Origin of the sequence: Mesorhizobium sp. YM1C-6-2, from assembly GCF_003666685.1 — a bacterium.
Classification (GTDB): domain Bacteria; phylum Pseudomonadota; class Alphaproteobacteria; order Rhizobiales; family Rhizobiaceae; genus Mesorhizobium_K.
In genome coordinates this window covers 298,894-325,656 of record NZ_RCIZ01000004.1, presented here as the reverse complement: position 1 = coordinate 325,656, position 26,763 = coordinate 298,894, and the positions used below count along the sequence as shown (strand labels likewise).

26 protein-coding genes are annotated in these 26,763 nt (G+C 65.3%); 11 read left to right on the top strand and 15 right to left on the bottom strand.

Translation table 11 applies throughout. The features are described 5' to 3' along the window. Positions 1–21: 21 nt before the first annotated feature. Together D8676_RS13365 and cysS are read right to left on the bottom strand one after the other, a co-directional pair. On the bottom strand, positions 22–405 hold the full coding sequence (locus D8676_RS13365) for a VOC family protein (RefSeq protein ID WP_121581380.1): 384 nt from the start codon (positions 403–405) through the stop codon (positions 22–24). Then, positions 402–1,838, bottom strand: a complete 1,437-nt coding sequence (gene cysS / locus D8676_RS13360) for a cysteine--tRNA ligase (RefSeq protein WP_121581379.1) — start codon at positions 1,836–1,838, stop codon at positions 402–404. The genes D8676_RS13365 and cysS overlap by 4 nt, the downstream gene beginning before the upstream one ends. 439 nt (positions 1,839–2,277) lie before the next feature. Here cysS and D8676_RS13355 point away from each other — a divergent pair, with 439 nt between their 5' ends. Beyond that, entirely contained in the window at positions 2,278–2,427 is a 150-nt protein-coding gene (locus D8676_RS13355) for a transcriptional regulator (protein WP_121581378.1), read from the top strand. Positions 2,428–2,488: 61 nt separating this feature from the next. Here the strand turns inward: D8676_RS13355 and D8676_RS13350 are convergent, their stop codons facing one another. After that, positions 2,489–3,250, bottom strand: coding sequence for an SOS response-associated peptidase (locus D8676_RS13350; protein WP_121581377.1), 762 nt, complete (start codon positions 3,248–3,250; stop codon positions 2,489–2,491). A 94-nt stretch (positions 3,251–3,344) separates the two neighbouring features. Between D8676_RS13350 and D8676_RS13345 the strand changes: the two genes are divergently transcribed. The 5 genes from D8676_RS13345 to D8676_RS13325 all read left to right on the top strand — a co-directional run bounded on the left by D8676_RS13345 (position 3,345) and on the right by D8676_RS13325 (position 5,951). Further along, positions 3,345–3,740 carry an NUDIX domain-containing protein gene (locus D8676_RS13345; protein ID WP_121581376.1) on the top strand — a complete coding sequence of 132 codons (396 nt, stop codon included), beginning with the start codon at positions 3,345–3,347 and terminating at the stop codon, positions 3,738–3,740. 91 nt (positions 3,741–3,831) lie between these two features. After that, a complete protein-coding gene (locus D8676_RS13340; protein ID WP_121581375.1) occupies positions 3,832–4,206 on the top strand; it encodes a TIGR02301 family protein in 375 nt (124 codons plus the stop codon). Between the two features lie 138 nt (positions 4,207–4,344). After that, on the top strand, positions 4,345–4,602 hold the full coding sequence (locus D8676_RS13335) for a hypothetical protein (protein ID WP_121581374.1): 258 nt from the start codon (positions 4,345–4,347) through the stop codon (positions 4,600–4,602). A gap of 76 nt (positions 4,603–4,678) precedes the next feature. After that, on the top strand, positions 4,679–5,473 hold the full coding sequence (locus D8676_RS13330) for a hypothetical protein (RefSeq protein ID WP_245426789.1): 795 nt from the start codon (positions 4,679–4,681) through the stop codon (positions 5,471–5,473). A 1-nt stretch (position 5,474) separates the two neighbouring features. Beyond that, positions 5,475–5,951: an SRPBCC family protein gene (locus D8676_RS13325; RefSeq protein WP_121581373.1), complete on the top strand. Its 477-nt coding sequence runs from the start codon at positions 5,475–5,477 to the stop codon at positions 5,949–5,951. Here D8676_RS13325 and D8676_RS13320 read toward each other — a convergent pair. Further along, the gene (locus tag D8676_RS13320) at positions 5,948–7,279 is read right to left on the bottom strand and encodes a dihydroorotase (protein WP_121581372.1); all 1,332 of its coding nucleotides are present in this window, start codon (positions 7,277–7,279) and stop codon (positions 5,948–5,950) included. The two genes, D8676_RS13325 and D8676_RS13320, sit on opposite strands and share 4 nt — an antisense overlap. 75 nt (positions 7,280–7,354) lie before the next feature. Between D8676_RS13320 and D8676_RS13315 the strand changes: the two genes are divergently transcribed. Together D8676_RS13315 and D8676_RS13310 are read left to right on the top strand one after the other, a co-directional pair. After that, positions 7,355–8,212, top strand: coding sequence for a folate-binding protein YgfZ (locus D8676_RS13315; RefSeq protein ID WP_121581371.1), 858 nt, complete (start codon positions 7,355–7,357; stop codon positions 8,210–8,212). Continuing rightward, entirely contained in the window at positions 8,212–8,832 is a 621-nt protein-coding gene (locus D8676_RS13310; protein ID WP_121581370.1) for an HD family hydrolase, read from the top strand. Before D8676_RS13315 ends, D8676_RS13310 begins: the two co-directional genes overlap by 1 nt. Here D8676_RS13310 and D8676_RS13305 read toward each other — a convergent pair. The 5 genes from D8676_RS13305 to D8676_RS13285 form a co-directional block, all read right to left on the bottom strand. Then, entirely contained in the window at positions 8,829–10,724 is a 1,896-nt protein-coding gene (locus tag D8676_RS13305; protein ID WP_121581369.1) for an ABC transporter ATP-binding protein/permease, read from the bottom strand. The genes D8676_RS13310 and D8676_RS13305 overlap by 4 nt on opposite strands. A gap of 347 nt (positions 10,725–11,071) precedes the next feature. Next, positions 11,072–12,535 (bottom strand): RimK family protein, encoded by a 1,464-nt coding sequence (locus tag D8676_RS13300; RefSeq protein WP_121581368.1) that lies wholly within the window; start codon positions 12,533–12,535, stop codon positions 11,072–11,074. Beyond that, positions 12,532–13,638, bottom strand: coding sequence for a ribosomal protein S18-alanine N-acetyltransferase (rimI, locus tag D8676_RS13295; RefSeq protein ID WP_121581367.1), 1,107 nt, complete (start codon positions 13,636–13,638; stop codon positions 12,532–12,534). Before rimI ends, D8676_RS13300 begins: the two co-directional genes overlap by 4 nt. 207 nt (positions 13,639–13,845) lie before the next feature. Next, a complete protein-coding gene (locus tag D8676_RS13290) occupies positions 13,846–14,637 on the bottom strand; it encodes an anti-sigma factor (RefSeq protein ID WP_121581366.1) in 792 nt (263 codons plus the stop codon). Further along, the gene (locus tag D8676_RS13285) at positions 14,634–15,152 is read right to left on the bottom strand and encodes a sigma-70 family RNA polymerase sigma factor (RefSeq protein ID WP_121581365.1); all 519 of its coding nucleotides are present in this window, start codon (positions 15,150–15,152) and stop codon (positions 14,634–14,636) included. The genes D8676_RS13290 and D8676_RS13285 overlap by 4 nt, the downstream gene beginning before the upstream one ends. Positions 15,153–15,369: 217 nt before the next feature. On the opposite strand from D8676_RS13285, the gene D8676_RS13280 reads away from it, so the two are divergent. The 3 genes from D8676_RS13280 (at position 15,370) to D8676_RS13270 (ending at position 19,294) form a co-directional block, all read left to right on the top strand. Next, on the top strand, positions 15,370–16,614 hold the full coding sequence (locus D8676_RS13280; RefSeq protein ID WP_121581364.1) for an MFS transporter: 1,245 nt from the start codon (positions 15,370–15,372) through the stop codon (positions 16,612–16,614). A gap of 126 nt (positions 16,615–16,740) precedes the next feature. Beyond that, positions 16,741–17,547 carry an NAD kinase gene (locus tag D8676_RS13275; protein ID WP_121581363.1) on the top strand — a complete coding sequence of 269 codons (807 nt, stop codon included), beginning with the start codon at positions 16,741–16,743 and terminating at the stop codon, positions 17,545–17,547. A 190-nt stretch (positions 17,548–17,737) separates the two neighbouring features. Continuing rightward, entirely contained in the window at positions 17,738–19,294 is a 1,557-nt protein-coding gene (locus tag D8676_RS13270) for a DEAD/DEAH box helicase (RefSeq protein ID WP_183097088.1), read from the top strand. Positions 19,295–19,373: 79 nt separating this feature from the next. On the opposite strand, the gene D8676_RS13265 is transcribed toward D8676_RS13270, so the two are convergent. The 6 genes from D8676_RS13265 to D8676_RS13240 form a co-directional block, all read right to left on the bottom strand. Next, entirely contained in the window at positions 19,374–20,030 is a 657-nt protein-coding gene (locus D8676_RS13265; RefSeq protein ID WP_121581361.1) for an OmpA family protein, read from the bottom strand. A gap of 141 nt (positions 20,031–20,171) precedes the next feature. Beyond that, complete coding sequence (locus D8676_RS13260; RefSeq protein ID WP_121581360.1) at positions 20,172–20,540, bottom strand: GFA family protein; 369 nt, start codon at positions 20,538–20,540, stop codon at positions 20,172–20,174. A 70-nt stretch (positions 20,541–20,610) separates the two neighbouring features. Beyond that, complete coding sequence (locus tag D8676_RS13255) at positions 20,611–20,895, bottom strand: hypothetical protein (protein ID WP_245426807.1); 285 nt, start codon at positions 20,893–20,895, stop codon at positions 20,611–20,613. A 435-nt stretch (positions 20,896–21,330) separates the two neighbouring features. Next, positions 21,331–22,462, bottom strand: a protein-coding gene (gene prfB / locus D8676_RS13250; RefSeq protein ID WP_121581358.1) for a peptide chain release factor 2 whose coding sequence is annotated in 2 segments (ribosomal slippage) — positions 21,331–22,395 and positions 22,397–22,462 — 1,131 coding nt in all. Because the reading frame shifts where the segments join, the coding sequence is not laid out codon by codon here. A gap of 326 nt (positions 22,463–22,788) precedes the next feature. Beyond that, positions 22,789–25,236 carry a penicillin-binding protein 1A gene (locus D8676_RS13245; RefSeq protein ID WP_121581357.1) on the bottom strand — a complete coding sequence of 816 codons (2,448 nt, stop codon included), beginning with the start codon at positions 25,234–25,236 and terminating at the stop codon, positions 22,789–22,791. 216 nt (positions 25,237–25,452) lie between these two features. After that, positions 25,453–26,688, bottom strand: coding sequence for an N-acetylmuramoyl-L-alanine amidase (locus D8676_RS13240; RefSeq protein WP_121581356.1), 1,236 nt, complete (start codon positions 26,686–26,688; stop codon positions 25,453–25,455). Positions 26,689–26,763 lie beyond the last annotated feature (75 nt).

Sequence of the window (26,763 nt, the reverse complement as noted above, 5' to 3'; positions counted from 1 at the left end):
GGCGCAACGCATTGAAATCGCTCACTCCGGCTTGTGGCAGACGGCTTCGACATTGTTGCCGTCGGGGTCGATGACGAAGGCGCCGTAATAGTCTGGATGGTAATGCGCGCGTATGCCGGGCGCGCCGTTGTCCTTGCCGCCCGCCGCCAGCGCGGCGGCATAAAAGGCATCGACTTCGGCGCGGTTGCGCGCGACGAAGGCATAGTGCCGGCCGGGACCGGTTTCCTTCTTCTCGTGCAGCCAGAAGTCTGGCTTCTCGCGCCCGTAGCCGCCGACCTTCACGCCGCCGGTATATTGCTCCGGCACCGTCATGAGCAGCTTCGCGCCGATCGCGGCGAACGCCGCGTCGTAGAAGGCCTTCGCCTTGTCCCAGTCGCTGACGTTGATGCCTGCATGGTCGATCATCGCTTCACCTCCCAGGTGGTCACGCGTTCGCCTGTCGCCGGATCCTTACCGTCCTTGAGCTGGATGCCCTGCGCCAGAAGCTCGTCGCGGATCTTGTCGGCCTCCCCCCAGTTCTTTTGCGCGATGAAGGCGAGGCGCTGGGCAACAAAGGCTGCTACGTCGACATCCGTCTCCAGTTCGGAAAGATCGATCCCGATCAGGTCGGCGGCGGCAACCAGCGACGACGGCGGCAGATCGGCGGCGTTCAGGAGACGAAGATATTCCGCCATGTCCAGATCGTCGCCGAGGGCGGCGATGAAGGACGCATCGACGGGTTGCGCAGCGGCTCCCGATGCGCGCCGGCGCAGCTTGGCTATGATCGCTTCCGCCTCCTCCAGCTTCCTCACCGAAAAATCGATCGGCTCGCGGTAGTGCGTCATCAGCATGGCGAGCCTCAGCACCTCGCCCGGCCATTTCCGCCCGCCGAATTTTTCCGTGTTCAGCAGCTCGTTGATGGTGACGAAGTTGCCCTCGCTCTTCGACATCTTGCGGCCTTCGACCTGCAAAAAGCCGTTGTGCATCCAGATGTTGGCCATGCGGTCGGTGCCGAAGGCGCAGCAGGACTGCGCGATCTCGTTCTCGTGGTGCGGAAAGACGAGGTCGATGCCGCCGGCATGGATGTCGAAGACGTTCTTCTCGGGATCGTCGCATTGCAGCCCGCCGCCGAAGGGTTCGAGCAGCTTGGCCATCGACATGGCCGAGCATTCGATGTGCCAGCCCGGCCGGCCGAACCCGTCGATGCCCGCCGGCGACGGCCAGCCCGGCTCGTCCTTCTTCGACGGCTTCCAGAGCACGAAATCCATCTCGTCCTCCTTGTAGGAGGCGACGTCGACGCGGGCGCCGGCCAGCATCTCGTCGAGCGAGCGGCGCGCCAGCGCGCCGTAGCGCGGCGACTTCACGCGATCCTTCATGCGCTTGGGCGAAAACAGCACGTGGCCCTCGGCGACATAGGCGACGTCGAGATCGACCAGCCGCTCGATCATCGCTTTCATCTCGTCGATATATTCGGTGGCGCGCGGCTGGAAGGTCGGCTCCAGGCAGCCCAGCGCCTTCACGTCGGCCTGGAATTGCCGGTTGGTTTCCTCGGTGACCTTGCGGATCGCCTCGTTGAGCGGCAGGCCGGGATAGTCGCGCGCGGCGCGTGCGTTGATCTTGTCGTCGACGTCGGTGATGTTGCGGACGTAGGTGACGTGGCTTTCGCCGTAGACATGCCTGAGCAGCCTGAACAGCACGTCGAAGACGATCACCGGCCTGGCGTTGCCGATATGGGCGAAGTCGTAGACGGTCGGGCCGCAGACATACATGCGCACGTTCTGCGGGTCGATGGGGGAAAAATCCTCCTTCGTCCGCGTCAGCGTGTTGTAGAGCCGCAAGCCATCTCTCCGGTCAGACATCGATTAACTTCCCCAAGGCCTGCTGGCCTGGGCGTTTGGCTGTCTTTTTGAGAAGAAGGCGAAAACGACCGGACCAGCGCAGGCGCTAGCCAATAATGCAAATGCCGCGAATGGCAAAAGGCGTTTTCATTGGGTGGGTTATCGCGCCCTGCGGCCGCCCGCGTCAAGCCCGGCCGCCAAACAACGCTTCCGATTTGTAACCAGGAAGCAACAGAGGCGGCAAATCGCAGATACATGCCGTAATTACGGAGTGTTGCAGACCGGACTCATTATATGAATGAAAGCGCTAGGGCGTTGAAATCGTAAGATTCTCTTAAACATGTCCGGACATCAACTGGGGGGAGAAGGCGGGAAATCCGGCGCTTGTCACGTTTTGGTCCCATTGGATCACCATGTCCAAGCCTCGCCTACGACGACCATGACTTCAGGGAAGAGAGAAATGTCCACCAAGAAGAGCGAAGCCGAACGAGCCGCGATGAAGCCCTCGTCGCTCACCAAGCACTATCGCGCCATCGGCCCGGCCGCGATCGTCGCGGCGCTGATCTGCGCGCCGAAGAAGAAGCCCACAAAAACCGCCAAGGCGGCCTGAAAGTCCCGACGCGCTTCGGGAGGCATGGGCGCGGCGCGCCTGTGAACGACACCAGGAACGCTTAGAAAAGCGTAAGTTGCCCGGCTTCGCCGGGCTTTGTTTTTTCTGGCGCCCTGATCGCCGCCGCGGGCTCGACGCGGTCCTGCAGATCCGGTCCGGCGTTGGCCACCTTGTTCACCCGGTCCGAGACCGGGACCGCTTCGAAGAACCCCTCCTCCGGCGTGCGCATCAGATGGGCGACGTCGCGCGGCTCCCGCGTCCGGCAGTCGAGCCAGGCCTCGAAGTCCTCGGGCCTGATCATCACCGGCATGCGGTCGTGGATATGGGCGATGTCGCCGCTCGCTGCGGTGGTCAGGATCGCGGCGGTGTCGATCTCCGATCCGCCCGGCTCCGAATAGGTCTCCATAAGCCCGCCGAAGGCGACGATGCCGCCACGCTTCGGTCTTATCCAGTAGGCCTGCGAGCGCTTGTCGCCGGTGCGACGCCATTCGTAGAAGCCCGAGGCAGGGATCAGCACGCGGCGATGGCGGATCGCGGTCTTGAACGACGCCTTCTCGGCCGCCGTCTCCGAACGCGCGTTGAAATGGGCCGGCAGGGCCTTGGGGTCCTTCGTCCAGGCGGGGATCAGCCCCCAGCGGGCCAGCATGGCGCGGCGGTCCGGCAGGTTCGAGCCGGGCTCGGACCTGCTGCCGGCCGCGATCACCAGCAGGATCGGCTGCGTCGGAGCGATGTTGTAACGCGCAGGAAAATCCTCGACGCCGACGAGCGCGAAGAACTCTTCCAGCTCCTGCGGTTTTGCGGTCAGCGAGAAACGGCCGCACATTTTCTTTGATGCCTCTCGATTCGTCAGGCACAAGGTGGAGGCTGGAATCCCGCCCGGCAAGCTTGGCCGGTGGAAAACCGCCCGACATGGACAGATGACCGCACGAAAGATCCTTCCCGCCGTCTCCGTCGCCCTGCAGCATGACGACCGGCTGCTGCTCGTGCTGCGCGGCCGCGCCCCCTCGCTCGGCTACTACGCCTTCCCCGGCGGGCGCGTCGAAACGGGCGAGACGCTTGAGGAAGCCGCGCGGCGCGAACTCGCCGAGGAGACAGGCCTCGCCGTGCACGAGCTTTCGCCGCTGGTGCTCGTCCGGGCGGAGGGCGACGAATTCGACTACGACCTGCAGGTCTTCTTCGGCCGCTACGCCGGCGGCCAGCCGGTGGCGGCCGACGATGCCGCCGAGGCGAGTTTTTACACGCTGGCCGAGATGGAGGCCCTGCCGATCCTGGATTCGGTGCTGGAGGTCGGGCGCGGACTGCTCGCCAAGTAAACGCCCTCCCTGGCCGTCAAGGGGCGGGACAGGCCGACGCCACCTCGAAAAACCGCCTTGCGGCAGTCAAATTGTTTCGCCACAAGGGCGCATGCGGCGGGTTGCTTCCATATTCATGGTAATGGCGTTGATCGCTCCGATGGCGTTGGCGCGCCCGGCGGCAGCCGAGGCGCCCTACGAGGCGGGGCTGCTGCGCATCGCCGAGGTGATGGGATCGCTGCATTTCCTGCGCAATCTCTGCGGCGACAAGGGCGACCAGTGGCGCCAGACGATGGAAAGGCTGCTCGCCGCCGAAAATCCGGATCCGGAGCGGCGCGCCCGCTTCATCGCCAGCTTCAACCGCGGCTATCGCTCGTTCGAGAGCACCTATACGAAATGCACGGCTTCCGCGACCGAGGCGATCAGCCGCTACACGGTCGAAGGCGAGAACCTTGCCCGCGACCTCGCGGCCCGCTACGGGAATTAACAGGCGGTTAACTTTTCGGCCATGCCAGGGGCGTACATCGGGGCTCGGCTGTGCTACGAAGCTTAACGGGACATTAAAGGGACATATCAAGTTGGACCGAAACGCTCGGTTCACCGCTTGAAAGGGTGGAATTCTGGCATGGCACATGGCTTCACCGACCTCGACGCGCTGGTCAGGGAAGAAAAACGGCTGACCGCGGAGGAAAACCACTGCGAGGCTTGGGCCGACGGACTTTCGGCCGGCATCGAGCCGGAGATCATCGCCGAAGCGGCGCTCGCCACCGCGCTCGGCGAGTTGCTGCGCGCCAGCGGAGAGGCAGCCGTGCTTTCGCTGATCGAACGCATGCGCGACCGCGTCATCGCCGGGGAATTCATGCCGGAGTTGTCGCGGCATTGACTCCCGTGCCCGGGCGTTCCTTGATCGAACGGCCCGGGGCTGGATTCGGTCGGAGCGACGCCGGAGAGAAATGACTATGCATCCTAGAACAGCGCGGCAGCAACCGCGTACGTCCCGCAGGGGGCGCGCGCCCGTCTGGCTGGCACTCGTCTGGTTTGCGGCCTCGGGCCTCGCCTCGCTGCTTGCCGCCGGCCCTGCCCTCGCACTGAGCGAGATCGGCCGGGAGAACCTGCCGCCGCCAACGACGACGCCCATACCGCCGGAGGCAGACCCGACCGCGCCCGGCATCCCGATCCCAGGCGAGACGGTGTCGCCGCCAGCCTCCCTCGAACCGGAGGATCTCGACGGCGAGCAGGGCGAGCAAAACGATATCGCCCGGCCGGAGATCGACGAGAACGGTCCGCTTCCGGAAATCGTCTACAATCTCGACCGACTGCCGGAGCCCGTCAGGCGCATGCACGACCTGCTCGTCGAAGCGGCCAAGAGCGGCGAGATCGAGAAGCTGCGGCCCCTGCTCGGCATGGGCAACGGCATGGTCCAGCTCTCCTTCGGCGAGATCGAAGGCGACCCGATCGACTTCCTCAAGGGGCTGTCCGGCGATCCGGACGGGCAGGAACTCCTCGCCATCCTCGAAGAGGTGCTGAATGCCGGCTTCGTGCATCTCGAAGCGGGTACGCCGAACGAGATCTACGTCTGGCCCTATTTCTTCGGCATCCCGCTCGACAAGCTCGACGCCAGGCAGAAGGTCGAGCTCTTCAAGATCGTCACCGCCGGCGACCTCGAGGACATGAAGCAGTTCGGCACCTACATCTTCTACCGCGTCGGCATCACGCCGGACGGGCGCTGGGCGTTCTTCGTCGCGGGAGAGTAAGGTGGCCGGCCGTACCGACCGCGCCTCGCGCCTGATCAAGGCGCCGCCGGCTGCGGTCTACCGGGCTTTCGTCGACCCGCAAGCGCTTGTCGCCTGGCTGCCGCCGGCCGGCATGACCGGCCATATCGAACATTTCGAGCCGAAGCCCGGCGGCCGCTACCGCATGACCCTGACCTACGACGCGCCCGACCGCTCCACCGTCGGAAAATCCTCCGAGGATGCCGATACCGTCGAGGGGGAATTCGTGCGGCTGGCAGCGGACAGCGAGGTCGTGCAGCGCTTCGCGTTCGAATCCGACGACCCGGCCTTTGCCGGCGTCATGACGATGACGTGGAAGCTGGAGCCGGCCGCCGACGGCACCGAGGTGTCGATCGTCTGCGAGAACGTGCCTGAAGGCATCAGCGCCGAGGATCACGCGACAGGCCTCGCCTCGTCGCTCGATAACCTCGCCGCCTATTGCGAAGGCCGAACCGGCTAACGGGGCAGCGCCTCGGAGAACTCCACCGGACGGCCCTGCCCTTTCGTGACGATCTCGCCTTCCCACATGACGCGGTTGCCGCGGATGATCGTTCCCACCGGCCAGCCAGTGACCCGCATGCCGTCATACGGCGTCCAGCCGGCCTTGGAACCGGCCTGCGCGTTGGTGATCGTCTCGGCGCGCTTCATGTCGACGACAGTAAAATCCGCGTCGTAGCCGGCGGCGATCCTGCCCTTGCGGGCCATGCCGAAGATGCGGTTCGGCCCGTGGCACGACAGGTCGACGAAACGTTCCAGCGTCAGCCGGCCAGCGTTCACATGGTCGAGCATGACCGGCACCAGCGTCTGCACACCGGGCATGCCGGAAGGCGACTGCGGATAAGGTTTCGCCTTTTCTTCCAACGTGTGCGGCGCGTGATCGGAGCCGAGCACATCGATGACGCCCTGCGAGACGCCGCGCCAGACGCCGTCGCGATGGCGCTTGTCGCGAACCGGCGGGTTCATCTGCAGCAGCGTGCCGAGACGCGCATAGTCATCCGCCGACAGGGTCAAATGGTGCGGCGTCGCCTCGCAGGTCGCAACGTCCTTCTGCCCATCGAGGAAGGCGATCTCCTCCGATGTCGAGATGTGCAGCACATGGATGCGGGCGCGTGACTGGCGGGCGATCCGGACCAGCCGCTCGGTGCACTGGAGCGCCGCCAGTTCGTCGCGCCAGACGGGATGCGAGGAGGGATCGTCGGCGATCCGCTCGCCGAGACGCTCGCGCAGCCGGAACTCGTCCTCGGAATGGAAGGCGGCGCGGCGGCGCGTGTTCCTCAGGATGGAGGCGACGCCCTCGTCGTCCTCGACCAGCAGGTCGCCCGTGGACGAGCCCATGAAGACCTTGATGCCGGCAGCACCCGGCAGCCGCTCCAGTTCGCCGACGTCCCTGGCGTTCTCGCGCGTGCCTCCGACCCAGAAGGCGAAGTCGCAATGCATGCGGCCGGTGGCCCGCCGCAGCTTGTCGGCCAGCGCCGCCTCGCTTGTCGTCAGCGGATTGGTGTTGGGCATTTCGAAGACGGCCGTGACGCCGCCCAGCACGGCCGCGCGGGAACCTGCCTCCAGGTCCTCCTTGTGCTCCATCCCCGGCTCGCGGAAATGCACCTGGCTGTCGATGACGCCCGGCAGGACATGCAGGCCGCGGCAGTCGATGCGGCTGCCGGCCGAGACCTGGGCGAGATCGCCGATCGCAGCGATGCGGCCGTCCCGCACGCCGACGTCGCGGGCGCCCTGCCCGTCATGGTTGACGACCGTGCCGCCTGTCAGGATGAGATCGTAGGTCGCCGCCATGTCGTCTCGCTGCTCTTGTCGCCTTGCCCGCTGGGGCTTACGTAATGGCCGATTCAATTGCAAGTTCAGGTTCCGATGCCGACAGCCAGCCTCGACGACCGTGCGATCGTCTCCGTCTCCGGTCCGGAGGCGGAGCATTTCCTGCAGAACATCGTCACCGCCGACCTCGACACGCTGAAACAAGGCGAAGCGAAACCGTCAGCGCTGCTGGCGCCGCAGGGCAAGATCCTCTTCGATTTCCTCGTCTCCAGGAACGGCGCCGAGGCCTTCCGGCTCGAATGCCGCGCCGACATCGTGGGCGATTTCGTGCGCAGGCTCACCCTCTACAAGCTGCGCGCCAAGGCCGAGATTTCCAAGCAGGGTGAATCGCTTGTGGCGGTTTCGTGGGGTTCTGATTCAGCGCCTTCAGAATCCGATTCAAGCTGGCTGCGCGACACCCGCTTCCCCGCCACGGCGCCTGCATGGCGCTCCTACGGGATCGAAGCGGCCGACGGCGACATCGCCGAATGGCATGCCTTCCGCATCGCCAACGGGATCGCCGAGAGCGGCGCCGACTACGCGCTGGGCGACGCCTTCCCGCATGACGTGCTGCTCGACCAGACGGACGGCGTCGGCTTCAGGAAGGGCTGCTATGTCGGCCAGGAGGTCGTGTCGCGCATGCAGCATCGCGGCACGGCGCGCCGCCGCGTGCTGATCGCGTCCGGCGACGCACTGCCGGCGCCGGGGACGGAGGTGGTGGCGAACGGCCGGCCGATCGGCACGCTCGGCTCGACCGCAGGCGGCAAGGGGCTCGCCATATTGCGCATCGACCGGGTCAAGGACGCGCTCGACGCGGGCGCTGCGATCGAAGCAGGCGGCGTTCCCCTCTCGGTCGTAATACCCTCCTGGGCGAAGTTCACCTATCCCGAGCAAGCCTCCAGCGAGGACGCCTGATGGCAGCCGACCGGGCCGGCGCGCCGCCGCGCGCATGGCAGCGGATGCTTTCGGGCCGCCGTCTCGACCTGCTCGACCCCTCCCCGCTCGACGTCGAGATATCGGACATCGCGCATGGGCTTGCCCGCGTCGCGCGCTGGAACGGACAGACCGGCGGCGACCATGCCTTCTCGGTGGCGCAGCATTCGCTGCTGGTCGAGGACATCTTCTGCGCCCTCGTGCCCGGCCCCTCGCCCGACGCGCGGCTGACGGCGCTGCTGCACGACGCGCCGGAATATGTCATCGGCGACATGATCTCGCCGTTCAAGTCGGCGGTCGGCGGCGGCTACAAGGCGGTCGAGCAGCGGCTGCAGCGCGCCATCCACCTGCGCTTCAGCCTGCCCGCCGATACTGCCGAGAAACTCAAGCGCGACATCAAGCGGGCCGACCAGGTCGCCGCCTATTTCGAGGCGACGCTGCTCGCCGGATTCTCAGTTCCCGAAGCCACGCAGTTCTTCGGCCGCCCACGCGGCATCTCGGCCGACCGCTTCGATCTCGCCTGCAAGCCGGCGAGGTCGGTGCAGTCCGCCTTCCTCAAGCGTTTCGCCTCGATCGAGAAATTGCGCGGGGCTAGCCGCTAGGCCGGCCTCGGCCCGCCCGGGAACAAGCTCGTCGTCGAGGCGTCGGCGGCTGCCTTCTTCTTGACGTCGACCTCTGGCGTGTGGACGCCGAGCGGCGTCTTTGTCGCCACGCCGTCGGCAAGCGTCAGCACGGAATCGTAGAAGGAGGCTCCCGCGGCCGAGCGCGGGGGGATCGCCTCATGCATGACGCTGATCACGGTCACGTCGGGGCAATTGTCCTTGATCGCCTGGTGGAAGGCCACCTTGGCCTCGGGATCGAGCGCGCTCGACGCCTCGTCGAGGAAAAGCAGGCCAGGCTGGTGGAGGAGGATGCGCGCGGCCACCAGCTTCTGCTTCTGCCCGCCGGACAGTACCTGGTCCCAGACCTTGCCCTCGCGGGTCTCCGCGTCGAGATATTCGATGAATTCGCCAAGGCCGGCCTTATGCAGCGCGGCGGCGACCTGCGTGTCGGAGTGGGTGTCCAACCCCTCGGGCAGGCAGACCAGTTCCTTCAGCGTGAGTTGCGGCAGCTTCACCTCCTGCGCCGCATAGAAAGACTTGACGCCCTCGGGGAAGATGATGCTGCCGCGACCATGCGGCCAGAGCCCGTTGATCGCCTTGATGAGCGAGGTCTTGCCGCTACCCGACTCGCCCCTCAGATAGGTCCACTCGCCGCGGCGGAAGCGCACGTTGCGGATGGTCAGGAACGGCTTGGTGTCCGCGCCCTGGTGCATCAGGCTGAGATTGCGGATGGCCAGGCCGAAATTCGGGTCCTGCGTGCCGTAGGTGAATTCGCGGCGGCCGGTGCCGGTGTAGAAGTCGTCGGGGTGCTGCACGTTCTCGATGGCGCAGGCGAGTTCGGTGACGCGCCGTGCGTTGGCCCTGAGCGTGGCGATCGCCGGCATGACGTGGATGAACCAGGAGCACTGGTTGATCAGCGAATTCACCAGTTCGGCGCCGGTGATGTAGCTCTTCAGGCTGATCTTGTCGTTCATATAGGGGATCAGGCCCGGCAGGTAGGCGATGATCCTGGCGGCGAGGAAGTCATAGATCCGCTCGAAGGACTGGTACCCCGAATGGACCCAGTTCAGCTTGGACCAGGTGCGGTCGATATGGGCGTAGAGCCTGCCGTGCAGCTTCTTCTGCACCTCCTCGCCACGCGCGGCCGAGACATGGAAGCTGCGCCGCAGGAGGGTCGTCAGTTCCGCACGATAGCTGCCTTCCGTGCTCTGGATGGTGACGGTGAGCCGCTCGAGCAGGCCGCCTATCTTCAGCGCGATATAGGTGTTGAGCGGCACATAGGTCGCCACCGCGGCAAAGGCGAGGATCGCGGCGCCGTAGGTGCCGAGGAATTCCAGCCCGTCGACCACCGTCGACTGCTCGATCAGCTTCTGGCCGACGAAGAACAGCGACGTCACGACGCCCATGATGCCCATGGCGAGGCCGATGGCGCCGCCGGTCATGCCCTTGATCGATTCCTGCACGCGCTGGTCGACGTTGTCAGGCGGCAGGACGGGCTTCCCGCTGGCGTCGCGGCCGCCATGCTGCAGATGGAAATGCGTGTGGTTGCCGTCGAGCAGCGCGTCGTTGAAGCGGCTGTCCAGCCAGCCGCGCCACTTGCGGTGCAAGGTGGTCGAGAAGAGATGCCTGATGCCGATGATGCCGGCGTCCTTGACGAAGACCAGCAGAAGAAGAAGTCCGGCGCTGTTCAGCAGATAGGGCAGCGGTGTCGTGTTGCTGGGATCGTGGAAGAAGGCGATCGAGTTGACGAGCTCGCCCGAGGCCTCGGCCATCCAGACGCTGGCCTTGCTGGCGGCAGCCGTGAAGAAGGCGATGACGACCGTCAGCGCCCAGGCTTCCATCCAGCGGTCGGAGAACCAGTAGGCTCTCATCAGACCCCAGAAGCTGCGCATCGAGGAAACTGGCGTCAGCGGCGGCGCTTCTTGCTTGCGTTCACGCCCCGAGTCCCAGAAACGTAGCCGAGGTCTCACGACACTCGTCCGATCTTCGTTTCCACCCCATACCCCTTATTATTGTTCCTTATCTAGGTCTTGCCCCGTTTTTGCCACGAAGATACCATGATTCGTGTCTTTTCAACCCAGTTCGTCAGGTAAGTACTGGTTTACGCACGGTCAAGCCGAACAAGACGGCTGGCCCCTCTACCATTTAAATCGTTGTTGGTTAACGTTTTTCTTCTTTCGCCGTTAATCTGTCAGAGCCGATCAAGTTACGGTGAACTTGGGCATTTCAGTGATCACCTTCAACGCCCCGGCCGCTCCAGCCTGTCGAGGAACCACTGGGTGAGTCGAACCCAGACCTCGTCCTTCTCGCCCGAATCCTCCCAGCCATGGTCGAGGTTCGGGTTGTCGTTCACCTCGATGACGAAGACGCCGTCCCTGGTTTCCTTGAGATCAACGCCGTAAAGCCCGTCGCCGATGCAGCGCGCGGCCCTGACCGCGGTCTCCACCACCAGCGGCGGCGTCTCCTTCAAGGTGAAGGTCTTGATGCCGCCCTGCAGCGGCTTGCCGGCGCGGTCGTGATTGACGATCTGCCAGTGCTTCTTGGCCATCAGATAGTGCACGGCAAACAGCGGCTGGCCGCCGAGCACGCCGACGCGCCAGTCATATTCGGTCGGCAGGAATTTCTGGGCGATGAGAAGATCGGAATCGTCGAGCCATGTCGTTGCGAGCTTCCGCAGCTCCTCGAGCGAAGACACTTTCTTCACGCCGCGCGAGAACGAGCTGTCGGGGATCTTCAAGACTAGCGGGAAACCGAGCGTGTCGGCGGCGAGCTCGAAGTCGGCCGGGCTCGCGATCATCACGGTCGGCGGCACCGCCACCTTGTTGTAGGCCATCAGCTCGTTCAGATAGACCTTGTTGGTGCAGCGGATCATCGACAGCGGATCGTCGATGACCGGCATGCCCTCCTGCTGCGCGCGGCGGGCGAAGCGATAGGTATGGTTCGAGATCGACGTCGTCTCGCGGATGAACAGCGCGTCGTAGTTGGCAAGCTTCGCCAGATCCTTTTTGGTGATCGGCTCGACCTCGACGCCCATCTTCTCGGCGATCCTCGCCCAGTAGCGCAGCGACGAGATCTCGGACGGCGCCAGCGCCTCGTTCGGATCGACCAGCGTGGCGAAGGTGTAGCGCGCCGGCGTGCGCGCCTTGCTGTCGCGCCATTCGCGGCTGGTGTAGGCGTCCATGCTCGCCAGGAAGCGCGTCTTCTCCTCGGCGCTGAGCCGGATCACCGGCAGGAAGCCGATCTTGCGGATCGACGCCCACTCCGCGCCGTCGCGGATCGACACTTCCAGCGAGGGCGCGCGGAACCAGTCGAACAGGAGCTTCGCGAAACGGTCCCAGGCCTTGGACGGCCCGATGCCGAAGAAGAAGGAGGCCTTGGTGGGGAACGTCCCACCCAGCTCCTTGCGGCATTTGTTGAGCGCAAGCTCCAGTTCGGGCAGCGCGTTCTCGTAGAGCTTCGGCTCGGAGAGATCGATGATCGTCTCGACCGTCGGGATGACCCGATGCCCCCGCGAACTCGCCAGCAGCGAGGCATAGTAGCCCCGGCTCTGATAGCCGTAGCTGTTCGACAGGTTGATGACTTTCGGCCGCTGGCCGCGGAACAGCGCCGGATGGGCGAGATAGTCCCGGTTGGTGATCGTCTTGTGCGGCGTCGCCACCTGGTCGAGGTCGCTCTGTCTGCCGGTCAGGATAACCCAGGTCATGATGAGGCGCGCTTTCCGAGGATGATGGCCGCGCGCAGGGCATCCTTGCCGAACTGCGCCATGTTCATGAAGATCGCGTAGGGCACTGGGATGTTCGCCGCGTCGGACGCCGTCTCCTGACGCTCGACCTCCACCCAGGGGTCATGGATCATGATGTGCTCGCCGTCGTCGCCGATGGCCAGCACCCAGTGCGGCACCTTCTTGCCGAACATCAGGAAGCCGCTGATCAGGACCAGCACGAGCTTCCCCTCGGCGATAGCCTCGCGGACGTCATCGATCGCGAAGGGGGCATAGGTGACCGGGATTTCGTAGTGCTCGGCCCGTCGCCTGAAATCGACCTGCGCGAGCTCCATGACGCGGCGCTTTTCGACGCTGCGCACCGATTGCAGGAACAGCGCGCCGTGGAACGACACCCAGATCTCCGCCGAGAGGCCGTTTTCATGCGCCGCCACTGCGAGCCCGAACGGCTCGCAGCCGCCCGGTCCCGACATCATGAAGATGGTCGTCGCCTCGCGCCACAGCCGGATCTCGCGCACCGGATCGGGAACGAAGCCGGGTTCGAAGTTGGACATCGCCATCATCAGGCAGCACGGACCGCAGGTGAAATCGCATGTCTGCCGATAGAACGGCACCGAAGTCTCGAGCGGAACGTCGCCGCGCAGCGTCTTCTCGTAGCGGATCGCCGTCGCCCCATCCTCGTAGTAGTCGGGCTCGCTGCCGATGTTGCGGTAGCCGCCCTTCTCGTAGATGCGGATGGCGCGGGCGTTGTCCTCGCGGACCTCCAGGCGCAGCAGCATGCGGCCGTGGTCGAAGGCGATGTCCTCGGCCGCTTCCAGCAGCCGGCGTCCGACGCCCTGCCCCGACACCTCGGGCGCGATCGCGATCGAATAAAGGCGCGCCACCCCGCTGCCCTTCCGGAACAGGACCATCGCATAGCCTGCGACCTTTCCGTCCACCTCCGCCACGAGCGTTTCGGCGGTGCCTCTTTCGATCAACTGCCGGAAGGAACGCCGCGAGATGCGGTCGGTCGAAAAGACGGCGTTCTCGATCGCAATCAGCGCATCGACATCACTTGCGCGAGCCGGGCGGAGGTCGGCGACCATGCGGAACAGGAAGCCTCGTTTGTTGCGGAGAAGACGGTCTTTGAGAACTCACTCTGCCCGGGCCTGTCACGCAGGGGCAACAACCGCGCTATCGCTCTTCGATTTGGGCCGAATTGTGACGACTGCGCGGGGACTCAACAGGGCTCACTCGATCGCTGTTCTAGCAGAGTTTGGCGACGCTCCGAAATGTCATTTGCTAAGCCTTCCTCAGGCCATGCCAGCGCCTGCCAGGAGCTGGCGATAGGCTTTCCGGCCGACATCGAGCAACTGCTCGCGCGGCAGCGTGCCGACGACGGCGCAGCCCCAGCCCTTGTCCAGCCAGTAGATCGCGCTCGCCTCGCCGGCTTCATCGCTGTAGATGCCCTTCGCCTTCCCGGCGCCTTCGGCGGTGACATAGATGGAGATGCGGTCGCCCTTCGCGTCCTCATAGAGAAGCAGCGCCGCGGTCTTCTGGCCGGCCGGCAGGAGGCGCCCGCCGACAAGCTGGAAACCTTCGGCCGTCAGGTCGGGCGCGATCAGCGTCAGGCCGAGCCGCTTGGACAGCCAGCCGAGCAGATGGTCCTTGTCGTTGGCGCCGACCTCGACGGCATGGCGCTGTTCGGCGGCATAGATGGTGTGCGCGGCGATCGCGTCCTCGGCCAGTTCCTCCTCGGACTGCGCTTCCGCGCCCAGGCCGCCGACGCCGGCCAGATAGCCGCCGCCCGCGCCGAGCGCCAGGAGGAGCGCCGCGGCGGCAGCCATGCGCCAGCGCGGAGCGGCCGCCGAGCGCGTCTTCGCTTCACCGGTGACAAGCCCGGCCAGGGCGTGGGGCACCGGCTCGTGGAGAACGCCGGCGAAGGTGTCGCGCAGCCGCGCGCGATCGGCCTCGAAGCGCAAGCTCCTCGCCTTCATCTCCGGATTGCCCTCGAGCCACGACTGGAAACCGGCGCGCTCCTCCTCCGGCAACTCGCCGTCGAGCGCCATGTGGATGTCCCGCTCGGTGAAATCGTGCCGGGTCATCGCTCGACCACCCTGATGGCGCTACGGCGGGCGACGTCGTCGAGCAGGCCGCGCAGTTCCTCGCGGCCGCGCGCGACACGCGACATCAGCGTGCCGGCCGGAATGCCCAGCATCGTGGCGGCTTCCGCATAGGAGAAGCCCTCGATGCCGACGATGACGAGAGCCGCCCTCCGCTCCGGGCTCAGCGTTTGCAGGGCGTCCATGATCTCGCGCGAGGCGACGCTGTCGGCCTGCTCGGCCGGCGACGACAGGGCTTCGGAATCGTCGAGCGTCAGCATGACCACCTCGGCGCGCCGCTTCGTCTTTCGCGTCTGGTCGACGAACAGATGATGCATGATCGTGAAGAGCCAGCGCCGCGGGTTGTCGCCGGTGCGCCAGTTGTCCATGCGGGCAAGCGCGCGCTCCAGGCAGTCCTGCACGAGGTCGTCGGCCGAATCCCGATCGCGCAGCAAGGCGCGCGCGTAGCGCCTGAGACGAGGTATCTCCGCAAGGATAGCCGCCCTTCTATCGTCCATGCCGGCTTGTCTCAGCGCCACGATCGCCCTTGATTGAACCCCCGTTCGCCCTTCGGCACAAGCCGTGCGCCAGCCGCGGTCCTTTCCCATTCAAACGTTCGCGCGAGGCGGTTTCTTCCAGCCTCGCATCAAGAAGATTGAAGCGATCCATGCGACCTATTCATTTTGCGACAGTGGCGCGATGGAGTAAAAGCGGCGTCCCTCGGAAGGATGCTCCATGACGGCCCAGACGCAGACGCAAGCCCCCGCGATGGCAAGATCGGTGCCGTGGCTGATCATCATCTGCGGCTGCCTGATCGCCGCGCTGACCTTCGGGCCACGCTCGGCGATGGGCTTCTTCCAGTTGCCGATGCTCGCCGAGAAAGGCTGGGACCGCACGACATTCGGCCTCGCCATGGCGCTGCAGAACCTGTTCTGGGGGCTCAGCCTGCCCTTCTTCGGAGCGATCGCCGACCGTTACGGCACCTGGCGCGTGCTGACTCTCGGCGGCGTGATCTATGCCGCCGGCCTCTATCTGATGGCGGTCGCCGACAGCCCGGCCATGCTGCACATCGGCGGCGGCGTACTGGTCGGCCTCGGCGTCGCGGCCGGCTCCTTCTCGATCGTGCTCGCCGCCTTCGCGCGCCATACGCCGCCGGAGAAGCGCTCGATCGTCTTCGGCATCGGCACGGCTGCCGGCTCTGCCGGCATGTTCCTGTTCGCGCCGATCGGCCAGGGGCTGATCGACGCCTATGGCTGGTCGCAGAGCCTTGTCATCATGGCGGTGATGATGCTGGCCGTGCCGCTGCTGGCGATCCCCCTGCACGGCAGCTCCCACAATGCCGAAGCGGCGCGCAAGGCCGCCCAGCAGAGCGTCGGCCAGGCGCTGCGCGAGGCCTTCGCTCACCGCAGCTACACGCTGCTCGTCTCCGGCTTCTTCGTCTGCGGCTTCCAGGTCGCGTTCATCACCGCGCATTTCCCGGCCTATATCGGCGACCTCGGCATAGACGCACGCTACGCGGTGATCGCGCTGGCGCTGATCGGCTTCTTCAACATCATCGGATCGCTGTCGGCCGGCTTCATCGGCCAGCGCTATTCCAAGCCGAAGTTCCTCGTCTGGATCTATCTCGCCCGCTCGGTCGCCGTGACCGCCTTCCTGCTTTTGCCGCAGACGCCGACGAGCGTCGTCGTCTTCGCCATCGTGATGGGCCTGCTGTGGCTGTCGACCGTGCCGCCGACCAACTCGCTGGTCGCCGTCATGTTCGGTACGCGCCATCTCGGCATGCTGGGCGGCGTCGTCTTCCTGTCGCATCAGATCGGCTCGTTCCTCGGCGTCTGGCTCGGCGGCTATCTCTACGATCAGTTCGGCAGCTACGATCCGGTCTGGTGGCTTGGCGTCGCGCTCGGCATCTTCGCCGCGGTCGTCCACTGGCCGATCCAGGAGAAGCCGGTCGGGCGGCTGAAGCTCGCGCCGGCGGAATAGGCTCGACGTCCACTCCGCAACAGCCACGAAGGGCCCCCACGGCGGGGAGAGGAAGCGCCTCTCCCTTTGCACCGTCACCGCCGCATGCTACCCGTCACCGCCTCCCATCGAAGGGCCGCGATACGCATGAGTACATCCCGCAGCAAGGCGGCCCGAAGCAGGCCGCCTCCCCCGAGCAAGTTCGCCTTCGTGTCGTCGGGCACCACCGATGCGAAGGCCGCTGCCGAGGAACTCGTCGCCCTCTACGGACAGTCGAAGGTCGCCGACGCGGACGTGGTGGTGGCGCTTGGCGGCGACGGCTTCCTGCTGCAGACGCTGCGCGAGACGATGAGCACCGGAAAACGCGTCTTCGGCATGAATCGCGGCACCGTCGGCTTCCTCATGAACGAGTTCCGCGCCAAGGGCCTGCCGCAGCGCATCGCCGCCGCGATCCCGGAAACCATCCGCCCGCTGGAAATGGTCGCGGAGACGGCCGCCGGCCGCAAGAGGACCGCGCTCGCCATCAACGAGGTGGCGCTGTGGCGCCAGTCCTATCAGACGGCGAAGATCAGGATCACCATCGACGGCAAGGTCAGGCTGGAGGAACTCCACAGCGACGGCGTCCTGGTGGCGACCCCGGCCGGCTCCACAGCCTACAATCTTTCCGCCCACGGTCCGATCCTGCCGCTCGACGCGCCGCTGCTTGCGCTGACCCCGGTCAGCCCTTTCCGCCCCCGCCGCTGGCGCGGCGCGCTGCTCTCGGAAAGGGCGACCGTCCGCTTCGACGTGCTGGAGCCGGAAAAGCGCCCGGTGAACGCGGCGGCCGACCATGTCGAGGTCAAATCGGTGGTGTCGGTGACCGTGCGGGAATCAGAAACGAAGACCGCCACGCTGCTCTTCGATCCCGGCCATTCGTGGAACGAACGCATCCTCGCCGAGCAGTTCCGCTACTGACGACAATTCAAATCCGGGCCATGATTGACGCCAGCCGCTAATCATAACCCACACGTGATGCCAACATTACCGGCATTTAAGTTGACATTCCGCAGGGTTGCGCCTATCGCAATGCACAAAAATAGCAGGTGCTCGGGCGCCTGCCGCGGCGTTGGGGCCGCGCCTGGAACGAGCTGAGCAAGCCAAACCATTGTCCTCTGACATCACGACCGCTCAAGAAGCGTTGACATTCGCAGACCTTGGCCTTTCGCCCAAGGTCCTTTCCGCAGTCACCGACGCCGGCTATACACAGCCCACGCCGATCCAGGCGGGCGCCATACCGCATGCCCTGCAAGGCAAGGACGTGCTCGGCATCGCCCAGACCGGCACCGGCAAGACGGCGGCATTCGTGCTGCCGATGATCACGCGCCTCGAAAAAGGCCGGGCGCGGGCGCGCATGCCGCGCACGCTGATCCTCGAGCCGACGCGCGAGCTTGCCGCGCAGGTCGAGGAGAACTTCGTCAAGTACGGCAAGAACCACAAGCTCAACATCGCGCTGCTCATCGGCGGCGTCTCCTTCGACGAGCAGGACAAGAAGCTCGAGCGCGGCGCCGACGTTTTGATCGCCACGCCCGGCCGCCTGCTCGACCACCGCGAGCGCGGCAAGCTCCTGCTCAACGGCGTCGAGATCCTCGTCATCGACGAGGCCGACCGCATGCTCGACATGGGCTTCATCCCCGACATCGAGCGTATCTGCGAGATGATCCCCTTCACCCGGCAGACGCTGTTCTTCTCGGCGACGATGCCGCCCGAGATCACCAAGCTGACGGAAAAGTTCCTGCACGCGCCGGTGCGCGTCGAGGTGGCGCGCGCCGCCACCACCGCCGCCACCGTCACCCAGCGGCTGGTGAAGTCCGGCCCGAAGCCATGGGACAAGCGCGCCGTGCTGCGCGACCTCATCCGTGAAGAGGCCGAAGGGCTGAAGAACGCGATCATCTTCTGCAACCGCAAGGTCGAGGTCTCCGACCTCTATAAGTCGCTGCAGAAATACGAGTTCGACGCCGGCGCGCTGCATGGCGACATGGACCAGCGCGCGCGCATGCAGATGCTTGACAACTTCCGGTCCGGCAAGCTGAAGCTGCTCGTCGCCTCCGACGTCGCCGCGCGCGGCCTCGACATCCCCGACGTCAGCCACGTCTTCAATTTCGACGTGCCGATCCACGCCGAGGACTATGTCCACCGCATCGGCCGCACCGGCCGCGCCGGACGCTCGGGCAAGGCGTTCACCATCGTCACCCGCGCCGACACCAAATATCTCGATGCGATCGAGCGGCTGACCAGCCAGAAGATCGAGTGGCACGACGGCGATCTCTCCACCGTGGTGGCCAGCGAGGAAGACGATGCGCCGCGCCGCGGCCGTGGCGCTCCGCGCCGTGCCGGCCGCAAGGACGAGGCCGACGGCAGGGGCGATCGCAGGCGTGGACGCGGCCGTGACTCAGAAGCCAAGGCCAAGGCTGCCGAACCGGTAACAGAGATTGCAGACGCTCCGGCAGCCGATGCCGCCGAGGAGCGCCGCGCGCGCAAGGACGCGATCAAATCGGAGAACGCCGACCGCGGCGCCCGGTCCGACCGGCCCGCGAAGCCGCCGCGTGACGACCGCCCTCGCCGCGACGACAAGCGGCGTCACCGCGACGACGACATCAACGACGGCACCGTGGGCTTCGGCGACGACATGCCGGCCTTCATGAAGATCGCCGCGAAGGTCTGATTGAAAAGTCTGATTTCGGCACGCTGAAATAAAAACGGCCCCGATGCGGGGCCGTTTTTATTTCTCGTATGCGGAGCGCTCAGGTCAGCGGCGAGAGCTGGATCTCGACGCGGCGGTTCAGCGCGCGGCCTTCGGCGGTGCCGTTGGTTGCGATCGGCCTGGTGGAGCCGAAGCCGGTGACGGCGAAGCGGCGCGAATCGACGCCCTGCTGGCTCAGATAGTTGGCCACCGACAGGGCGCGGCGCTGCGACAGATCCATGTTGTGGGCGTCGCTGCCGGTGGAATCGGTGTGGCCGTAAACGTCGACGACCGTCTGCTGGTAGCGGTTGAGGACGATGGCGACCGAGTTCAGCGTCTGCCTGAAGCTCGGCTTGATCGCATCGCGGTCGATGTCGAAGGTGATGTCGGAGGGCATGTTGAGGACGACCTGGTCGCCGACGCGGGTGACGCTGACGCCCGTGCCCTGCAGCTGGCGGCGCAGATCCGCCTCGTTGCGGTCCATCGTCGCGCCGATGGCGCCGCCGGTCAGCGCGCCAAGGCCGGCGCCGATCAGCACGGCGTTGCGCTGCGCGTTCCTCGAGCCGCCGACGGCCATGCCTGCCAGCGCGCCGAGGCCTGCGCCAAGAGCCGCACCGCCGGCGGTGTTCGACACCTTCTGCTGGCCGGTGTACGGGTCGGTCGAGCAGGCGCTCACAAACGCCACGGCCGCCAGAACGGCGATCAGTTTCTTGATCATCAGCTATCCCCTCTTACGTAACGCTCGTGCAAAGTCGGATCGCACAGTCCTACGCCTTGTACCGCGAAATGCGGCAAAAACCCGACTGCGCCCGAGGCAGATGGCACATCGTGGCCGGCCTGTCGCCCCGAAACGGCTATTCTACCAGAGATTCTTTCCGTCGATGACGACCACCTCGACCGCGCCGAGGTCGAAGTCGTCGAACAGACGCGCATTCACACTGACCTTGGGATTGTCGAAATCAGGCTCGCCGGTCGACCAGTCCGGCGTCTCGGTGAAGGTGCCGCAGCCGCACGTCCCGCAGAAGTGATGCTTGATGGTCTTCGAGCCCCAGCGGTAGGTCGAGAGGTTGGCCGCAGGGGTCGCAAGCCGGAACTGCGAGGGCGTGTAGTAGGCCCACAGCGCGCCGCGCTTGGAACAGAAGGAACAGGTGCATTGGGTGACGTTTTCGGGCACGGCGCTCACTTCGAACGCGGTCGCCCCGCAGTGGCAACTCCCTTTGATCTTCATGACCCCTCCTCGGCCCATACCGCCCACTCCATGGCAGCACAGCCGGAAGGCTCTGGCAACCTCGCGCCCGTCAGTATGAGCGCGGCGGCACGAACAGGCAGATGGTGCGCGAATCGTCCGCACCCGCCACGGAACACCAGTGGTACTCGCCATCGGGCGAATCCTTCAGCCTTCCGTCGGAGTAGGCGACGACCTCGCCCGTGCCCTTGATAACGTAGCCCTCCGGCCTTTCGCTGATCGCCTTGGACGAGACCTCGCGGCAATCGTATCCGGAACAGCAGGAGAAGGGATAACTCCACCCCTGCGGGCGGGCAGCCGTCGGCTTGGCGTCATGGGCAAGAGCTAAACTGGACATGCCGGTCGCCAGGATGGCGGCGGCAATGCCCGGTTTCAGAAGTCCTGTTATCGAAAGTCTTGGGACGGGGCGCTGGGCCGGGGTTCCTGAACGGTCTGACATGGCTTGTTCCTGTCAAAAACGGGTTGATCAAGCTTTCGCTTGCCCGTCCCAGGACCGTGTCTTCCCATTCGCCGGCTCGTCAGCCGCAGATACGCTGCGTGCCGAGACAATGTTTCTCCCCCCTGCGGGTTCCCGATCACGGGGGGTAATTCTTCGCCGGCGCGCGACTTTTTCGCAACTCGCAATGCCGCAGCAAACGCCGGCATCCGCATTCTGGATGCTGCGTCCGCTTGGTTAACAAAGGATTAAGGCTGCCCCGAGGCCAAGAGCATCGGACCGAAAAATGACGAAGGCTGGAGCCGCGGACGCGACACCAGCCAGGCGCTCGCCGCTCTAGTCGATGTCGGCGACGACCTGCCCCGACCCGCCCTCGATGCGCTGGGACAGCGACGCTTCCATGAACTCGTCGAGATCGCCGTCGAGCACGTCGGACGGGCTGGTGTTCTCGACCCCGGTGCGAAGGTCCTTCACAAGCTGGTACGGCTGCAGCACGTAGGAACGGATCTGGTGGCCCCAGCCGATGTCGGACTTCGACGCCTCCGTCGCGTTGGCGGCCGCCTCGCGCTTCTTCAGCTCTTCCTCGTAGAGCCGCGAGCGCAGCATCTCCCACGCCTTGGCGCGGTTCTTGTGCTGCGAGCGCTCGGCCTGACAGGCAACCGCGATGCCGGTCGCGATATGGGTGATACGAACCGCTGAGTCCGTCGTATTGACGTGCTGTCCGCCGGAACCCGACGAACGATAGGTGTCGATGCGCACATCCGACTCGCTGACTTCGATGTCGATCGAATCGTCGATGACCGGATAGACCCACACGCTGGCGAAGGAGGTGTGGCGGCGCGCATTGCTGTCATAGGGCGAGATGCGGACCAGCCTGTGCACGCCGGATTCGGTCTTCAGCCAGCCATAGGCATTGTGGCCCTTGATCAGCACCGTGGCAGACTTGATGCCCGCCTCCTCGCCGTCATGGACTTCCAGGATCTCGACCTTGAAGCGGCGGCGCTCCGCCCAGCGCGTGTACATGCGCAGGAGCATAGAGGCCCAGTCCTGGCTCTCCGTGCCGCCGGCGCCGGCGTGGATTTCGAGATAGGTGTCGTTGGCGTCGGCCTCGCCCGAGAGCATCGTCTCGATCTGGCGCGCCTTCACCTCGCCCGACAGCGAGCGGATGGAGGCCTCGGCCTCGTCGACGACCGACTGGTCGCCCTCCTCCTCGCCGAGCTCGATCAGGCCGATATTGTCTTCGAGCGCCTGGCTGAGGCCGCGCACCGCCTTGACGCCGTCCTCCAGCGTCTGGCGCTCCCGCATGAGTTTCTGGGCTTCCTGCGCGTCGTTCCAGAGGGAGGAATCCTCCGCGCGCATGTTCAGGTAATCAAGTCGCTTCAGCGCCTGATCCCAGTCAAAGATGCCTCCTCAGCAGGCTTATGGCCTGCTTGATTTCGTCGACGAGCTTTTCGGTTTCCGCGCGCATGGCTGGAATGGGCTTCCTGTGAAGTGGAGCTGTTGAATCGGCGCGGAACATAGGGAGGCGCTCCCGGCCTGTAAAGCGCCGATGCGAAAGCACCTGACCGAAAAATGCGAAGCGGGTCCCGGATGAATCCGATGTCGGACGACAGTTCGTCTCCGCCACTCTGTCAAAAGAGGAATGGGCAAAAGAGAAATGGGCGAACCCTGAGGTCCGCCCATCCCTGCTGCCTGAGAAGTGGAGAACATCGGCCGGCTGGCACGAGGCCGTTTCGGGCCGGTCCGATGCTCAAACTGGAGGAAGCTTCACGACCGTTCGATAAGCCAGCCGCCTCAATACAGCCCGCCGCCGCCGCCCTGGATGGCGCCCGCGGCCGCAGGCGACAGCGACTCGCCCATCTCGCCGCCGGCATCCATGCCGATGACCCAATAGGTATCGGCCGGTCCGGTACCGGGCTTGAAGGCTTCCATGATCGTGCCCGGATCGCCTTCATTGGCGCGCATGCCGGTCTTGCGGTTGATGGCGACGAGGTTCATGCCCTCGGGGACCTGGAATTCCACCGGCGGCGTATCCTTCAGCGCCTCGGCCATAAACTCCTTGAAGATCGGCGCGGCGAGGCCGCCGCCCGTCGAGCCCTTGCCCAGCGTCCGCGGCTGGTCGAAGCCGAGATAGAGGCCGACGACGAGGTTCGGCGTGAAGCCGATGAACCAGGCGTCCTTCTCGTCGTTGGTGGTGCCGGTCTTGCCGGCGAGCGGACGGTTGAGCTCCTTCAGCGTCATGGCCGTGCCGCGCTGGACCACACCCTCCATCATCGAGGTGATCTGGTAGGCGGTCATCGGGTCGAGCACCTGATCGGCATTGTCGATCAGTTCCGGCTCGGCCTGGTCGGTCCACTCGGGGGCGACGCAGCCTTCGCATCCGCGCTCGTCATGCTTGTAGACGGTCTTGCCGTAACGGTCCTGGATGCGGTCGATCAGCGACGGCTTGATCTGGAGTCCGCCGTTGGCCATCACCGAATAGGCCGAGACCATGCGCATGACGGTGGTTTCGCCCGAACCCAGCGCCATCGGCAGATAGGGCATGAGGTGGTCGTAGACGCCGAAACGCTCGGCATATTCGGCGACGATCTTCATGCCCATGTCGTGGGCGAGGCGCACCGTCATCAGGTTGCGAGAGCGCTCGATGCCGGTGCGCAGCGTCGAGGGGCCGCCCGGCTTGCCGTCGTAGTTCTTCGGCGACCAGACCGTGTTGCCCGAGGTGATGGTGATCGGCCCGTCCATGATGACGGAGGCCGGCGTGTAGCCATTGTCGAGCGCAGCGGCGTAGACGATCGGCTTGAACGACGAGCCGGGCTGGCGCATCGCCTGCGTGGCGCGGTTGAACTCGGACTGGGAAAAGGAGAAACCGCCCACCATCGCCAGCACGCGGCCGGTGTGCGGATCCATCGCGACAAGTCCGCCCGAGACCGACGGCACCTGGCGAAGCTGGTAGGCGCCGCCATCCTTCTTCTCGACATAGACGACGTCGCCGGTCTTCAGCACGTCGGCCGGCGAATTCGCCTTGAGGCGCTTGCCGTCGACGATGTGGCGCATGGCGAAGCTCATGTCCTCGGCCGAAACCGTGCCGGTTTCGCGCTCGTCGGACAGCTTGCCGGAAACCTCGCGCTTCGGCTGCAGCCCGATAGACAGGCCGGAGCCGGAGCTTTCCAGCACGACGGCGAGCTGCCATTCGGGAACGTCGTCGAGGGCCTTGACCTCGCCCAGCGAAGCGCCCCAGTCGGCGCCGAGCTCGATCGTCTTGACCGGCCCGCGATAGCCGCGCAGCGTGTCGTATTTCAGGAGACCGTTCTGCATCGCCTTGCGGGCGATGCGCTGCATCTGCGGGTCGAGCGTCGTGCGCACCGACAGGCCGCCCTCGTAGAGCGCGTTCTCGCCGTAGCGCGAGATGATCTCGCGGCGGACTTCCTCGGTGAAATATTCGCCCGCGAACAGATAGGTTCCGCTGCGGCGCGGCTTGACGCCGAGCGGCTCGGCCTTCGCCTTGTCGCCTTCCTCGCGCGAGATGTAGCCGTTCTCGACCATCTGGTCGACGACCCAGTTGCGGCGCTCGGTAGCGGCCTGGGTATGGCGGTAGGGATGGTAGTTCGACGGCGCCTTGGGAAGCGCGGCGAGATAGGCCGCCTCGCCAACCGTCAGCTCGTTGACCGACTTGTCGAAATAGGTCAGCGCAGCGCCGGCGATGCCGAACGCGCCCTGGCCGGGATAGACGAAGCCGAAATAGATCTCGTTCAGGTAGAGTTCGAGGATGCGGTCCTTGGAATAGGCCTGCTCGATGCGGAAGGACAGGATCGCTTCCTTGATCTTACGCTCGTAGGTCTGGTCCTTGGTGAGCAGGAAGTTCTTCGCCACCTGCTGGGTGATCGTCGACGCGCCCTGGCGCGAGCCGGTCTGCAGATTGTTGACCACGGCGCGGAAGAGGCCGGTCACGTCGATGCCGGGATGCTTGTAGAAATTCTTGTCCTCGGCCGAGAGGAAGGCCGCCTTGACCCGGTCCGGGACCGCCTGGATCGGCAGGTATAGACGCCGTTCCCTGGCGAATTCGCCCATCAGGGCGCCGTCGGAGGCATGCACGCGGGTGGTCACCGGCGGCTCGTATTTCGCCAGCACCTCGTAGTCGGGAAGATCCTTGGCCAGATTGCCGACAAACACCGCCACGCCGGCCGCCACGAGCAGCGCGAGCGCAGTTCCGATGCCGAAGAAATAACCGATAAGTCGAATCATACCCGCTCCAATGCCAGATCGGGGGACCTACGCACAATAACGCGAATGCGTAACCGCCTCCGGACCTGGCATATTCCGAATTGGCAAAGCCTTGATCCGGCGATGTGTGCAAAATGCGGCAACCGCGGCAGGCCGGCCTGAATCCATGAAATAATTACGGCGACTGTGGTCGATGCGCCACTCGAATTTCTGCCGCTGCCGCCACGGCCCGGCATCTCAGCCGCCCGCGCTTCCGGTGGAGGTCGCGAACAGCTCGATCGCCTTGGAGATGCTCGCCGCCGCCTTGCCGCGCCATTCCGAGCTTTTCAGCTGCTCCTCGTCCTTGGAATTGGACAGGTAGCCGAGTTCCAGCAGGACCGACGGCACGTCGGGCGCCTTCAGCACGCGGAACCCGGCGAAACGGTGCGGATTGTTGATCAGCCCGACCGTCGTCGACAACTCGCCGACCAGCGAACGCGCGAACCGCATCGAGAAGCTATGCGTCTCGCGCTTGATGAGGTCGACCAGGATGTCGGCCACCTCGTGGTTCTCCTCTTCGATCTCGATGCCGGCGAGTTGGTCAGAGAGGTTTTCGCGATCGGCCAGCGCCTGCGCCTCCGCATCCGACGCCTTCTCCGAAACGGTGTAGACCGTCGCGCCGCGTATGCCCTTCAGCCTGATCGTGTCGGCATGGATGGAGATAAAGAGGTCTGCCTCGTGCTCCCTGGCGATCTTCACGCGCTCGTCGAGGCGCAGGAACTCGTCCTTCTCGCGCGTCATGAAGACATTGTAGCGGCCGTCCGCGAGCAGCTTGTCGCGCAGTTCGGTGGCGAAGGTCAGGGTGATGTCCTTCTCCACCGTGCCGCTGCGCCCTTCCGCGCCGCCGTCGATGCCGCCATGGCCGGGATCGATGACGATGGTGAATTTCTGGCCCTTCCGGCCGGTCCTCAGGCCCAGACGCTCGCTCTTCGGCGTCGTCTCGGTGGAGCCGGTCGTCTGTGCCTGGATGGCGAGCGCCTCGTCGAAGGCCTGCCGGGAAGCGGACGAGATGTCGGCCACCAGGCGATAGCCGGGCGAGCCTTCGTTCTTCAGTATGTCTATCTCGTCGACGACGAACGGCCCGTCGGTCTCCAGGATCAGGCGGGACGTCTTCTCGTTGATGTGTCCGTAACGGACGTTCTTGACCAGACCCCTCGCCTTCAGCTCCTTGGGGTCGATCGCGAATGTCGTCTTCGGCAGGTCGATCACCAGCCGGTGCGGCGAGCGCAGCAGGAACCATCTCGGCTCCGGTTCCTGGTCGAAATTCATGACGACGCGCATGTGCACGGCGTCGCCGGCCATCTTGTAGTCGTGCGCTTCGAGCGCCGAGGCCGGCGAAGAAAGAAGCGCCGCGCAGGCAAGGCCGAGCAACAGGAATACCGCCGAGGCGATCGCGCCGAAACCGCGTTGCTGCCAGTCGGCTCTACGACTCATCACCAGTTCCCTGCCTCAGATCCTGCTGCTTCGGGGCGCCCATCCGGCGGGTGGATAGGCTGTATATACTGTTAA